Genomic DNA, 12,653 nt, shown 5'->3' on the forward strand with positions numbered 1-12,653 from the left:
GTACCAGCGGCAAAGGCGTCACCGACGGTCGCAGATTACTCGACCATGACGGGCAGAGCCGTGTTGGGGTGGCCGTGCGCCCCCTTCGGGGGGATCGCCGGCGGGCCGGCGCGATAGCGTCGGGGCCGTGAGCGCATCCCCGGTCTACCTGGACGCGGCGACCGCCGCCCCGCCGCACCCGGTCGCCCGGCAGGCGCTGCTGGCCGCCCTCGACGACGGCTGGGCCGACCCGGCCCGCCTCTACGGCCAGGCCCGCCGGGCCCGCCAGCTCCTCGATGCCGCCCGGGAGGCCGCCGCGGCCACGCTCGGTGTCCGCGCCGACGAGCTGTCCTTCACCCCCAGCGGTACGGCGGCGGCGCACTCGGCGGTGCTCGGTGGCCTGGCCGGGCGGCGGCGGGTGGGCGCGACGCTGGTGCACTCCGCGATCGAACACTCGGCCGTGCTGCACGCCGCGCAGCGGCACACGGCCGACGGCGGCAGCGCCGTGTCGGTGCCGGTGGACCGGCTCGGCCGGCTCGACCTCGACGCCTTCGCCGACGCGGTCCGCGCGCCGGGGGTGGCCCTGGCGGCGCTGATCGGGGCCAGCCACGAGGTGGGCACGGTGCAGCCGGTCGCCGGGGCCGCCGCCGCGTGCGCCGCCGCCGGGGTGCCGCTGTACGTCGACGCGGCGCAGCTCGTGGGCCGGGCGTCGGTGCCGGCGGGCTGGTCGGTGCTGACCGCCAGCGCGCACAAGTGGGGCGGGCCGCCCGGCGTCGGGCTGCTGGTGGTGCGCAAGGGCACCCGCTGGGAGTCGCCGTGGCCGGCGGACGAGCGGGAGTCGGGGCGTACCCCCGGGGTGGTGAACCTGCCGGCGGTCGTGGCGGCGGCGGCGAGCCTGCGCGCGGCGGCGGCCGACGCGGCGGCCGAGGCGGCCCGGCTGACGCCGCTGGTGGACCGGATCCGGGCCCGGGTGGCGGCGGAGGTGCCCGACGTCGAGGTGGTCGGCGACCCGGTGGACCGGTTGCCGCACCTGGTCACGTTCTCCTGCCTGTACGTCGACGGGGAGGCGCTGCTGCACGCGCTGGACCGGCGGGGCTTCGCGGTCTCCTCCGGCTCGTCGTGCACGTCGTCGACGCTGCGCCCGTCGCACGTGCTGGAGGCGATGGGGGTGCTGTCGCACGGCAACGTGCGGGTCTCGCTGCACCGGGAGACGACGGACGCCGACGTGGAGCGGTTCCTCGCCGAGCTGCCCGGAATCGTCGCGGAGCTGCGCGCCGAGGCGGGCGTGGTGGGGTTGTGAGCGGGCCGAACCGGGAGGCCGGGCCGGCGGAGGAGGCCGCCGCCACTCCGGCACAGGAGGCCGCCGCCACTCCGGCACAGGAGGCCGCCGCCGCTCCGGCGGAGGGAGGCGCTGCCGCTCCGGCGGAGGTGCTGGACTGCCGGGGGCAGCGCTGCCCGCTACCGGTGATCAAGCTGGCCCGGCGGCTGCCGGAGCTGCCGGTCGGCGCGGTGCTGCGGGTGCTGGCCGACGATCCGGCGGCGGCCGTGGACATCCCGGCGTGGTGCCGGATGCGCGGCCAGGAGTTCGTCGCCGCCCACGCCGAGGGGCCGGGCTACGACGTGCGCCGCGTCGGTTGACCGGGCCGCTCCTCGCGGCTCAGTGCGTCGCGTCGGTTGACCGGGCCGCTCCTCGCGGCTCAGTGCGTCGCGTCGGTTGACCCGGCCCCCTCGCCGCTCAGGGGCTCGTGGCGCTCGGCAGGGCGTCGATCCAGATCAGCCGCAGCCGGCGGCCGGTGCGGGCGAAGAGCCGCAGCGCGCTCTCGGCGCTGGTGAAGTGCCCGGTCGACGTCTGGTCGTCGCAGCGCAGCAGGGCACTCTCGGCGAACGCCATGCCCCAGGCGACGACTTCGCCGTCGACCCGGTCGCCGTGCTCCTCGCAGATGGCGAACCGGCGGGGCGCGAACTCGTGCACCAGTTCGACCAGCATCCGGTGGAACTCCTCGGGCGTGCCGAGCGGTTCGAGCGTCGGTCCAGGCATGGCCACCTCCACAAGTCGGTTGCTATACGTATAGCGCCGATCATTGCCTAAGGGAAGTAGGAACGGCATGATGTTCTCGTCGGTACACAAAACTGGAGGCGATGCATGGGTACGCGAACGGATCCGTCCGCGCTGCGCTGGCTGATCGGGGCCGAGCTGAACCGTTACCGGCGCGAGGCGCCGATGACGCTCACCGAGCTGGCGGCCAGCACCGGGATCGGCAAGCCGAAGCTCGGCCACATGGAGACCGGCCGCTACCAGCAGTTTCCCGAGGACATCGCGACCGTGCTGCGGGCCTGCGGCGCGGACGAGGCAGCCATCGAACGGCTCACCTCGCTCGCCAACCGCTCCGACGCCAAGACCTGGTGGGCGCCCTGGGCCGCCGTGATGCCCGACTGGTTCAAGACGTACGTCGGCCTGGAAGGGCTGGCCGACGGCGCGTTCGTGTTCGAGTCCATGGTCATCCCCGGCCTGCTCCAGACCGAGGAGTACGCGCAGGCGCTGACCCTGGGCACCGGCTTCGTCCGGCCCGACCACGCCGAGCGGTTCGTGTCCTTCCGGCAGGCCCGCGCCCGGCGGCTCACCGACGACGAGCCGCTCACCCTGCACGCGGTGGTCGGCGAGGCGGCGCTGCGGCTGCGGGTCAACGGCGACGCCACCCGACGGGCCCAGCTCGCCCACCTGGCCGCGATGTCCGAGCTGCCGAACGTGACCGTGCAGGTGCTCCGGCCCGAGGACGGGCCGCACGCGGCGACGCCGCTGGGCAAGTTCGTCCTGCTGGACTTCGCCAACGTGCGGCCGATCGCCTACACGGAGGTGCTGGACGGGGCGATGTACGTGCAGGATCCGGACGGCGTGCGGACCTATAGCATGGTGGCAGACAACCTGCGCCAGGTCGCCCTCTCGCCCGCCGAGTCGCGCGCGTTGATCAGGGAGCTGGCCGGCGCGGCCTGACCCCCGGAGGCCACGATGTCCACCCCTGACCTCGCCACCGTCGACCTCGCCGCCGCCCGCTGGTTCACCAGCAGCCGCAGCGCCAACAACGGCGACTGCGTGGAGTGCGCCGTGCTGCCCGACGTGGTGGCCGTGCGGGACAGCAAGGACCGCTCCGGCCCGACGCTCGCCTTCGCGCCCCACCAGTGGACGTCGTTCGTCACGGCAACCACCACCAAGACCCTGACCCCACCGCAGTAACCCCCCACCCCCACCCCCCCCGCTGCCCCTCCCCCTCCCTCACCCCCGGTCCCTCCCCGGTGATCAAGAGGTTTGCGTCAGCGGAGTGATCGACTTTGACGCAAACCTCTTGATCACCGCGTGGAGGGCGGGGCGGCGGGGGGCAGGGGGGCGGGGGGGCGGGGGGGGCGGTGGGGGTGGGCAGCCTGGGGGGTTAGGGGAGGAGGTGGGGGTGGATGTCGTCGGCTGCCTGGTCGCCGTAGGACTCCGCCAGGCGCTTGACGAAGACGTCGGGGCGCACCTGGTATTCCTGGGTGCCGACCGTCTCCAGCACCAGCGTGGCCAGCAGGGAGCCGACCTGGGCGGCGCGCTCCAGGCCCAGCCCCCAGGAGAGGGCGGCAAAGAAGCCGGCCCGGAAGCCGTCGCCGACGCCCGTCGGGTCGACGGCCTGCGCCTCGCGCGCGATCGGCACGTGGATGGTGTCGAAGTCCCGGCCCGCGATCTCCACGCCGTTGCTGCCCAGCGTGGTCACCCGGATCTTCACCCGGTCCAGCAGCTGCGCGTCGCTCAGGCCGGCCTTGCTCTGGAGCAGCGACTTCTCGTACTCGTTGGTCATGAGGTAGTCGGCGCCGTCGATGAGCCCCACCACGTCCGCGCCGTCCATGCGGGCGAGCTGCTGCGACGGGTCGGCGACGAAGGCGTACCCCCGGTCGCGGCACTCGGCGGAGTGCCGCAGCATCGCGTCGGGGTCGTTGGCGCCGACCAGGACGAGGTCGAGCCCGCCGAGCCGCTGCGCGACCGGGGCCAGCTCGATGTTGCGCGCCTCGCTCATCGCCCCGGCATAGAAGGAGGCGATCTGGCACATGTCGGTGTCGGTGGTGCAGACGAAGCGGGCCGTGTGCGCCACCTCGCTGACGTGCACGGACTCGCAGTCGACGCCGTGGCGCTCCAGCCAGGAGCGGTAGTCGGCGAAGTCCGCGCCGACCGCGCCGAGCAGGATCGGGCGCAGGCCAAGCTGACCCATGCCGAAGGCGATGTTGGCGGCCACCCCGCCGCGACGCAGCACCAGGTCGTCCACCAGGAAGGACAGCGAGACCTTGTCGAGCTGGTCGGCGATGAGCTGGTCGGCGAACCGGCCGGGGAAGCTCATCAGGTGGTCGGTCGCGATCGAGCCGGTCACGGCGATCTTCATGTCAACCCTCGCGGTCGGGAGCACGGCGCGGGTCAGCCTACCGGTCCGGTCGGTGCCGTGGTCGGGGGTCGGACGAGGACCGGTCACCTCCCGCTCACCCCACCGTCACCCTGCGCGGGCCCGGGACGGATCCGCGCCGGTCACGCCCGTGGACGGGGGCCACGGACGGTAGGGCCGCGCGGGAAAACGGACGGCGGGGCCGCCCCCACCCCGGGGGCGGCCCCGCCGTGTCGGCCGAGCGGGACCCAGCCGGAGTCGGCCAGGCCGACCGGCTGAGGTCAGGCGGGACTCAGCTGAACGAGTCGCCGCACGCGCAGGAGTTGCCCGCGTTCGGGTTGTCGATCGTGAAGCCCTGGGCGTCGATGCGGTCGGCGAAGTCGATCGTGGCGCCGGCCAGGTAGGGGGCGCTCATCCGGTCGACGACGACCTCGACGCCGTCGTAGTCGGTGACGACGTCACCGTCGAGCGAACGCTCGTCGAAGAAGAGCTGGTATCGCAGGCCGGAGCAGCCGCCCGGCTGCACCGCCACCCGGAGCCGCAGGTCGTCGCGGCCCTCCTGCTCGATCAGGGCCTTGACCTTCTGCGCCGCGACGTCGGTGAGGACGACGGAAGTAGGGGCCTTGGCCTCGGTCGACTCGGTCTGCGCTGGCGTGGTCACGTGGAAATCTCCCTGCGCGGTCTGGGTCTGGACGCACTGGCCAACGTCGTCCGTCGCCCAGTGATTCCCGATGTGGTCGCAGCTCCGATGGTACGCCGCCCCGGCCGGGACCACCCGGTCGACGTGACCGGGGCCGCTCAGCGGCTCCACTGGCGGGCCAGCCGCGCGCCGAGCTGGCGCAGCCCCTCCGCCGGGCGGCTCAGCGCCGCGTCGAGCCCGCCGCGCTCCTCGCCGCCGAAGTGCTCCACCAGGCTGTACGCGTCGGTGACGCCCGCCGAGGCCGCCTCGCGCCGCCCGGTGCTCACCTGCCCCGCCAGCACCACGCAGGGCACGCCCCGGTCCCGGGCCGCCCCGGCCACCCCGGCCACGACCTTGCCGCGCAGCGACTGGTGGTCGAAGGAGCCCTCCCCGGTGATCACCAGGTCGGCGGCGTCGAGCGCGGCGGGCAGGCCGATGGCCTCGGTGACCAGGCCGATGCCGGAGGCGCACCGGCCGCCGAGGGCGAGGATCGCCGCGCCGAGGCCGCCGGCCGCTCCCCCGCCGGGCAGCGCGCCGAGGCCCGGCGGGCACCCCGGCAGGTCCTTTTCGAGTACGCCGGCGAAGCGCTCCAACGCGGCGTCGAGCAGCAGCACGTCCTCGCGGGTGGCGCCCTTCTGCGGGCCGTAGACGTTGCTGGCACCGTGCAGCCCGAGCAGGGGGTTGTCGACGTCGGTGGCGGCGACGAGGGTGGCACCGCGCAGCCGGGGCGCGCCGTCGAGCCCGGCGACCGCGGCCAGCGCCGCCCCGCCGTGCGGCAGGGCCCGGCCGGCCTCGTCGAGCGGCGTGACGCCCAGCGCGGTGAGCAGCCCGGCCCCGCCGTCGTTGGTGCCGGAGCCGCCCAGCCCGATCACCACCATGCGGGCCCCGTGCTCGACGGCGGCGGTGACCAGCGCCCCCAGCCCGTACGAGGTGGTGGCCTTCGGGTCGCGCTCGGCGGCGGCGAGCAGGTGCAGGCCGCACGCCTGGGCGCTCTCCAGGTAGGCCGTGCCGTCGTCGGTGACCAGGATCTCACCGTCGGTGGGGCGGCCGAGCGGGTCGACGGTCGGCACCGGCACCCGACGCCCGCCGAGGGCCTCCGCGAGCACGGCCACGAACCCGGGGCCGCCGTCGGCGAGGGGACGGATGAGCAGGTCGTCGCCGTCGGCCACCTCCCGCCAGCCCTCGGCCACGGCGGCGGCGACCTCCTGGGCGGCCAGGGTTCCGGCGAACTTGTCGGGGCAGAGCAGCACGCGCATGCCGAGCAGTGTGGCAGGCCACAAAGTCGCGGGGCAGTGCGGCAGCACACACCGGCGCGGGCCGCCTTGTCGCCCGGCTGTGGAACCATGAGTGGCGTGACTTCGACCTGGGTGGAACCCTCCAACACCGCGACGGCCCTGCTGCTGCTCGGCCGTGGCAGCGACCCCGCCACCGAGCGTGGCGTGGAGTGTCCGGGCGACCTGCCGGCGCCCAGCGACCCCGACCTGGTGGCGCGGGCCGCGGCGGCCAAGGCGAAGCTGGGTGACAGGGTCTTCGTGCTGGGCCACCACTACCAGCGCGACGAGGTGATCCAGTTCGCCGACGTGACCGGCGACTCGTTCAAGCTGGCCCGCGAGGCGGCGGCCCGGCCCGACGCGGAATACATCGTCTTCTGCGGCGTGCACTTCATGGCCGAGAGCGCCGACATCCTCACCTCCGAGCGGCAGCGGGTGGTCCTGCCCGACCTGGCCGCCGGCTGCTCGATGGCGGACATGGCCGTGCTGACGCAGGTCGAGTCCGCCTGGGACGCCCTGACCGAGCTGGGCGTCGCGGCGCAGACCGTCCCGGTGACGTACATGAACTCGTCGGCGGACATCAAGGGCTTCGTCGGCCGCAACGGCGGCGTGGTGTGCACCTCGTCGAACGCGAAGCGGGCGCTGGACTGGGCGTTCGAGCAGGGGTCGAAGGTGCTGTTCCTGCCCGACCAGCACCTGGGCCGCAACACCGCCGTGCTGGAGCTGGGGCTGTCGCTGGACGACTGCGTGCTCTACGACCCGCACAAGCCGAACGGCGGGCTGACCCCGGAGCAGCTACGCGACGCGAAGATGATCCTGTGGCGCGGGCACTGCTCGGTGCACGGCCGGTTCACCCTCGACAGCGTGCGCGACGTGCGGGAGCGGGTGCCGGGGGTCAACGTGCTGGTGCACCCGGAGTGCCGGCACGAGGTGGTCACCGCCGCCGACTACGTGGGCTCGACGGAATACATCATCCGGGCCATCGAGGCGGCGCCGGCCGGCTCGGCGTGGGCGGTCGGCACGGAGCTGAACCTGGTGCGCCGGCTGGCGCTGGCCCACCCGGACAAGCAGATCATGTTCCTGGACAAGGCGGTCTGCTACTGCTCCACGATGAACCGGATCGACCTGCCGCACCTGGTGTGGGCGCTGGAGGAGCTGGTGGCGGGCCGGGTGGTCAACCAGATCACCGTGGACGCCGACACCGCGCACCACGCCCGGGTGGCGCTGGACCGGATGCTCGCCCTCCCCGGCGCGGACACCCCGCCCCCGGCGAGCACCTGACCACCCTGCGTGACTGTTCCGGCACCTTATGGTGCCGGAAGCGCCGATTCGTGCCCTCCGGTCCGAGGTGACCGTCTCCATATTCGTCACCGAGGGCTATGCTGCCGGGGCGACGACACACGCGCCCGTTTTCATCCGGCCGCATCGCGGGTAACCCCCATATCGCCAGCATCACCATCAACTACGGCAGCACCGACGCGCTGGAGGTTGCATTGACCGACGACGTCCTGGTCGTACACGGAGGCACTCCGCTGGAAGGGCGGATCCGCGTGCGCGGCGCGAAGAACCTGGTTTCCAAGGCGATGGTCGCCGCCCTGTTGGGCGACAGCCCCAGCCGGCTGTTCGACGTGCCGCGGATCCGCGACGTCGAGGTCGTCCGGGGGCTGCTCGGCCTGCACGGGGTCAAGGTCACCGACGGCGCCGAGGACGGTGAGCTGGTCTTCGACCCGGCCAACGTCGAGAGCGCCAGCACCGACCAGATCAACGTGCACGCCGGCTCCAGCCGCATCCCGATCCTGTTCTGCGGGCCGCTGCTGCACCGGCTCGGCCACGCGTTCATTCCCGACCTGGGCGGCTGCCACATCGGGCCGCGCCCGATCGACTTCCACCTCCAGGCGCTGCGCGAGTTCGGCGCCACGGTCGACAAGACCCCGGAGGGCCTGCACCTGTCGGCCCCGAACGGGCTGCACGGCACCAAGTTCGCGCTGCCGTACCCGAGCGTGGGCGCGACCGAGCAGGTGCTGCTCACCGCCGTGATGGCCGAGGGCGTCACCGAGCTGCGCAACGCCGCCGTCGAGCCGGAGATCATCGACCTGATCTGCATCCTGCAGAAGATGGGCGCGATCATCAAGGTGCACACCGACCGGGTGATCGAGATCCAGGGCGTGCCGAAGCTGCACGGCTACACCCACCGGCCGATCCCGGACCGGATCGAGGCGGCGAGCTGGGCGGCGGCGGCGCTGGCCACCCGCGGCCACGTCGAGGTCCTCGGCGCGCAGCAGGCCGACATGATGACGTTCCTCAACATCTTCCGCTCCGTCGGCGGCGAGTACGAGGTGACCGACGCCCGGCCGCCGAAGCTGGGCGACCCGGGCCAGGAGGGCGGCATCCGGTTCTGGCACCCGGGCGGCGAGCTGAACGCCGTGGCGCTGGAGACCGACGTGCACCCGGGCTTCATGACCGACTGGCAGCAGCCCCTCGTCGTGGCGCTGACCCAGGCCCGGGGCCTGTCGATCGTCCACGAGACGGTCTACGAGCAGCGGCTCGGCTACACCGAGGCGCTCAACACGATGGGCGCGAACATCCAGGTCTACCGCGACTGCCTCGGCGGCACCCCGTGCCGGTTCGGCCGGCGCAACTTCAAGCACTCCGCGGTGATCGCCGGCCCGAGCAAGCTGCACGCCGCCGACCTGGTCATCCCGGACCTGCGCGCCGGGTTCAGCCACCTGATCGCCGCGCTCGCCGCCGAGGGCACCTCCCGGGTGTACGGCGTCGACCTGATCAACCGCGGCTACGAGGACTTCGAGGCGAAGCTGGCCGACCTGGGCGCCCACGCCGAGCGTCCGTAACCTCACCAGCAGTAATCCTGCTCACGTCCGCCCGCGCCCGGTGCACCGCGATGTGCGCCGGGCGCGGGCGTTTGGCTACCCTTTCCGCGTGCCGTCGCTGTTTCGCCGCAAGTCCACCGACCTCGTCGAGGAGTCCGTCACCACGGTGACGACCGACGAGGAGACCGCGCGCGCCCGCCGGGGCTACACCCCGGCCAAGGGCCGCGAGACGCCGAAGCGGCCCGTGGCCGGGCGTCGGCCCGCCGGGCCGACCAAGCCGCTGAGCAAGGAGGAGGCCCGGGAGCGGCGGCGGCAGTTGCGCGCCGAGTCCGCGGCCGAGTTCCGCCGCGAGGGCGGCCCGCGCGACCGGGGCCCGGAGCGGCTGCTGGCGCGCAACGTGGTCGACTCCCGGCGCACGGTGGGCACCTGGTTCTTCGGCGGGGCGCTGATCGTGCTGCTCGGCTCCAACCAGGCGATGCCGCCGATCGTCCGGCTGCTCTCCAACATCCTGTGGGGCGCGCTCGCCCTCGGCGTGGTGATCGACTCGATCCTGATCAGCCGGAAGATCAAGAAGCTGGTGCGGACGCGCTTCCCGAAGTCCGACCAGCGCCTCGGCTCCCTCTACCTGTACGCGATCATGCGGTCGATCACCTTCCGCCGGATGCGCGCCCCGGAGCCCCGCGTCAACATCGGCGACCCGGTCTGACGGGTTCCCCCGAGCGCAGGCGCTGCGCCGGCGTGCCGGCGCTCGGCGCAGCGCTGGTTAAGAAGGGGCCCCTGCTCTACCGGAAGCGTTAACAAGGGGCCCCTCCTTACCCGCGTACAGGCGGGCGACGACGTCCTCGATGTCGGGCTCGACGATCGAGACGTCCCGCAGGGCGGCCCGCCCGGCCAGGGCGGCCACCACGTCGGCGACGCCCGCCGACTCCAGCGCGAAGACCAGCCGGTGCCCGTCGGCCTCCACTCGCACCAGCGGGGCGCCGGGCAGCTCCGGCGGCTGCGGCAGGGCGGTGTCCAGGTCGGCGACGACGAGGCGGCGGGAGCCGTACCGGTCGTGCAGGGCGGCGATCGAGCCGTCGTGCACCACCCGGCCGTGGTCGATCACCACGAGGCGCGGGCACAGCCGCTCGATGTCGGCCAGGTCGTGGGTGGTGAGCACGAGGGTGGTGTCGCCGGCGCGGCCCAGCTCGGCCAGGAAGCCCCGCACGGCCTGCCGGCTCACCACGTCCAGCCCGATGGTCGGCTCGTCGAGGAAGAGCACCTCCGGGCCGTGCAGCAGGGCGGCGGTCAGCTCGCCGCGCATCCGCTGGCCGAGGGAGAGCTGCCGCACCGGGGTGTCGGCGAAGGCGTCCAGGTCGAGCAGGTCGCGGCAGCGGCGCAGCCGGGCGGCGTGCGCGGCGGCCGGCACCCGGTAGACGTGCCGCAGCAGGTCGAACGACTCCCGCAGCGGCAGGTCCCACCAGAGCTGGGACCGCTGGCCGAAGACCACCCCGACGCGCAGCGCCAGCCGGGTGCGCTCGGGCACCGGGCGCAGCCCGCACACGCGCACCTGCCCGGAGGTGGGGGTGAGCACGCCGGTGAGCATCTTCAGGGTGGTGGACTTACCCGCCCCGTTCGGGCCGATGTAGCCGAGCAGCTCCCCGCGCTCGACGCGCAGGTCGACCCCGGCCACCGCCGCGACGGTGCGCTTCTCGCGGCGCAGCCGGCCCGCCTTGACCCGGACAGTGAACTCCTTGCGCAGGTCGCGCACGTCGATGACGCTCATGATCCCGTACTCCGGTAGTGGCGGACCCCGACGCGCCAGGCGGCGGCGGCGAGGGCGGCGGCGACCAGCGCGACCGTCGGCGAGGCCCAGCCGACCCAGGCCGGCAGGCCGAGCGGGTCGGCCCGGCCCAGCAGCGCCAGCGCCGGCTGGTAGCTGACGAAGGCGAACCCCATCCCGTACGCGAAGGCCGCGCGGAACCAGCCGTCGAAGATCGTGACGGGGTACGAGGTGAAGTCGCGCCCGCCGTAGGTGACCGAGTTGGCCAGCTCCCCCGAGTCGGTCCAGTAGAACGACACGGTGGCGGTGGCCACGAAGACCGAGCCGAAGAAGACCACCCCGGCCAGCGGGGCGGCCACCGCCAGCGCCACCCGGCCCGGGGTCCACTCGATGCCGGCGCGGGCGAGGGCGACCAGCAGCACGGCCAGGCCGAACACCGCCCGGGACGCCTTGCGCAGCGGCAGGTCCATCAGCAGCAGTTGGGGCAGCGCGCCCAGCGGGCGCAGCAGCACCGCGTCGAACAGGCCGGTGCGCACGTACGCGGGCAGCCGCTCGACGTTGCCGACCAGCAGGTCGGCGGTGGCGAACGCGCAGGCCGACAGGCCCACCATGACCAGCGTCTCGCGCAGCGTGAACCCGCCCAGCTCCCGGGTCACCCCGAAGATCACCAGCACGGTCACCACGTCGAAGACGGTGGCCCCGACGTTGCCGACCAGGTCCACCGCGAACGACGCCCGGTACGCGGCCTGCGACCGGGCCTGCGCCCCGAGCAGCGCCCCGTACGCGGCCAGCCGCCCCTCAGCCACCCTGCACCACCAGCCGGCGCTCGGCGCGGCGCTGCACGAGCCGGCACAGGGCGAGGATCGCCACCGCCCAGCCGACCTGCACCCCGACCAGCGCGGCCTGCACGCCCGTCGGGTCCCGTTCGACCAGCACGTCGAGCGGGGTCTGCAGGAGACTCGGGAACGGGGTGGCGAGCTGCAACGCCAGGAACAGCCCGTCGGGCAGGAACGGCAGCGGGAAGTAGAGCCCGGCGAGCACCCCCGAGCCGAGGGTCCACAGGATCTGCGGGCCCCGGACGTCCTGGAGCCAGTACGCGGTGGCGTTGACCAGGAACCGGCAGCCGAAGCAGAGCACCACCGCGACCGTCGCGGAGACCACGAACAGCGGCACGGTCGACCACCGGGCCGGCAGGTGCACGGGGAAGAAGAGCGGGCCGACCAGGACCGGCGGCAGCAGCCGGGACACGCACGCCCAGCCGGCCCGGCCCAGGTCGGTGGCGAGGTAGCTGGTCACCGGGTGGACCGGGCGCAGCAGGTCGCTGGCCACGTCGCCGGTGCGGATCCGCTCGGCGAGCTCGGGCCGGCCCCACAGCAGGATCACCGCCAGCATGCCCTGCCCCGCCCAGACGAAGGTGGCGAACTGCTCCCGGTCGTAACCGGCCGCGGCGCCGGCCGCGCCCGCCGCGCCGAGCAGGACGTAACAGCGCAGGAAGCCGAAGACGATGTTGGTGACGGCGCCGGCCAGCGCGGCCTGGCGGTATGTGGCGTAGCGTCGGAATCCCGATCCCGCTATCGCACCGAATGTCCGAAACCATAGGATAACGTTTGACTCGGTGGGCGGTGCCACAGTGGCGGTGACAGAGCCCACGCCGTTACCCTCCTTCCGCAGCCACCCGCGCCGGACCGGGCGACTTTACCGGCAGGTGGGGTGCCCAGCTCGACAATTTCCAAC

General features: G+C 73.7%; 14 protein-coding genes. 7 read left to right on the forward strand and 7 right to left on the reverse strand.

All coding sequences use genetic code 11. From position 1 onward, the window contains the following. Positions 1–127 precede the first annotated feature (127 nt). Together ACFYWL_RS16115 and ACFYWL_RS16120 are read left to right on the forward strand one after the other, a co-directional pair. Entirely contained in the window at positions 128–1,279 is a 1,152-nt protein-coding gene (locus ACFYWL_RS16115) for a cysteine desulfurase family protein (RefSeq protein WP_386972945.1), read from the forward strand. A gap of 128 nt (positions 1,280–1,407) precedes the next feature. Beyond that, positions 1,408–1,617 (forward strand): sulfurtransferase TusA family protein, encoded by a 210-nt coding sequence (locus ACFYWL_RS16120; protein ID WP_386973245.1) that lies wholly within the window; start codon positions 1,408–1,410, stop codon positions 1,615–1,617. Positions 1,618–1,714: 97 nt separating this feature from the next. On the opposite strand, the gene ACFYWL_RS16125 is transcribed toward ACFYWL_RS16120, so the two are convergent. Further along, positions 1,715–2,017, reverse strand: a complete 303-nt coding sequence (locus tag ACFYWL_RS16125; RefSeq protein ID WP_386972946.1) for a hypothetical protein — start codon at positions 2,015–2,017, stop codon at positions 1,715–1,717. Between the two features lie 105 nt (positions 2,018–2,122). Between ACFYWL_RS16125 and ACFYWL_RS16130 the strand changes: the two genes are divergently transcribed. Together ACFYWL_RS16130 and ACFYWL_RS16135 are read left to right on the forward strand one after the other, a co-directional pair. Continuing rightward, complete coding sequence (locus tag ACFYWL_RS16130; RefSeq protein WP_386972949.1) at positions 2,123–2,971, forward strand: helix-turn-helix domain-containing protein; 849 nt, start codon at positions 2,123–2,125, stop codon at positions 2,969–2,971. A 15-nt stretch (positions 2,972–2,986) separates the two neighbouring features. Next, a complete protein-coding gene (locus tag ACFYWL_RS16135; RefSeq protein WP_386972952.1) occupies positions 2,987–3,211 on the forward strand; it encodes a DUF397 domain-containing protein in 225 nt (74 codons plus the stop codon). A 193-nt stretch (positions 3,212–3,404) separates the two neighbouring features. On the opposite strand, the gene ACFYWL_RS16140 is transcribed toward ACFYWL_RS16135, so the two are convergent. The 3 genes from ACFYWL_RS16140 to ACFYWL_RS16150 form a co-directional block, all read right to left on the reverse strand. After that, positions 3,405–4,382, reverse strand: coding sequence for a carbohydrate kinase family protein (locus ACFYWL_RS16140; RefSeq protein WP_386973248.1), 978 nt, complete (start codon positions 4,380–4,382; stop codon positions 3,405–3,407). A 289-nt stretch (positions 4,383–4,671) separates the two neighbouring features. Then, the gene (gene erpA, locus ACFYWL_RS16145; RefSeq protein ID WP_013735179.1) at positions 4,672–5,040 is read right to left on the reverse strand and encodes an iron-sulfur cluster insertion protein ErpA; all 369 of its coding nucleotides are present in this window, start codon (positions 5,038–5,040) and stop codon (positions 4,672–4,674) included. A gap of 137 nt (positions 5,041–5,177) precedes the next feature. Further along, a complete protein-coding gene (locus tag ACFYWL_RS16150; protein ID WP_386972956.1) occupies positions 5,178–6,314 on the reverse strand; it encodes a glycerate kinase in 1,137 nt (378 codons plus the stop codon). A gap of 96 nt (positions 6,315–6,410) precedes the next feature. Between ACFYWL_RS16150 and nadA the strand changes: the two genes are divergently transcribed. The 3 genes from nadA to ACFYWL_RS16165 all read left to right on the forward strand — a co-directional run bounded on the left by nadA (position 6,411) and on the right by ACFYWL_RS16165 (position 9,863). Then, a complete protein-coding gene (gene nadA, locus ACFYWL_RS16155; RefSeq protein WP_386972959.1) occupies positions 6,411–7,610 on the forward strand; it encodes a quinolinate synthase NadA in 1,200 nt (399 codons plus the stop codon). Positions 7,611–7,822: 212 nt separating this feature from the next. Further along, positions 7,823–9,178, forward strand: coding sequence for a UDP-N-acetylglucosamine 1-carboxyvinyltransferase (murA, locus tag ACFYWL_RS16160; RefSeq protein WP_386972962.1), 1,356 nt, complete (start codon positions 7,823–7,825; stop codon positions 9,176–9,178). Positions 9,179–9,266: 88 nt separating this feature from the next. Next, the gene (locus tag ACFYWL_RS16165; protein ID WP_386972965.1) at positions 9,267–9,863 is read left to right on the forward strand and encodes a DUF3043 domain-containing protein; all 597 of its coding nucleotides are present in this window, start codon (positions 9,267–9,269) and stop codon (positions 9,861–9,863) included. A gap of 57 nt (positions 9,864–9,920) precedes the next feature. On the opposite strand, the gene ACFYWL_RS16170 is transcribed toward ACFYWL_RS16165, so the two are convergent. Genes ACFYWL_RS16170 through ACFYWL_RS16180 form a run of 3 tightly spaced genes read right to left on the reverse strand, consistent with a single transcriptional unit; the run spans position 9,921 to position 12,569 of the window. Next, complete coding sequence (locus ACFYWL_RS16170) at positions 9,921–10,922, reverse strand: ATP-binding cassette domain-containing protein (RefSeq protein ID WP_386972967.1); 1,002 nt, start codon at positions 10,920–10,922, stop codon at positions 9,921–9,923. Next, positions 10,919–11,725 (reverse strand): ABC transporter permease, encoded by an 807-nt coding sequence (locus tag ACFYWL_RS16175; protein WP_386972970.1) that lies wholly within the window; start codon positions 11,723–11,725, stop codon positions 10,919–10,921. The genes ACFYWL_RS16170 and ACFYWL_RS16175 overlap by 4 nt, the downstream gene beginning before the upstream one ends. Next, a complete protein-coding gene (locus ACFYWL_RS16180) occupies positions 11,718–12,569 on the reverse strand; it encodes an ABC transporter permease (RefSeq protein WP_386972972.1) in 852 nt (283 codons plus the stop codon). The genes ACFYWL_RS16175 and ACFYWL_RS16180 overlap by 8 nt, the downstream gene beginning before the upstream one ends. Positions 12,570–12,653 lie beyond the last annotated feature (84 nt).

It is taken from the genome of Micromonospora sp. NPDC002575 (assembly GCF_042889525.1).
Taxonomy (GTDB): Bacteria; Actinomycetota; Actinomycetes; order Mycobacteriales; family Micromonosporaceae; genus Micromonospora; species Micromonospora carbonacea.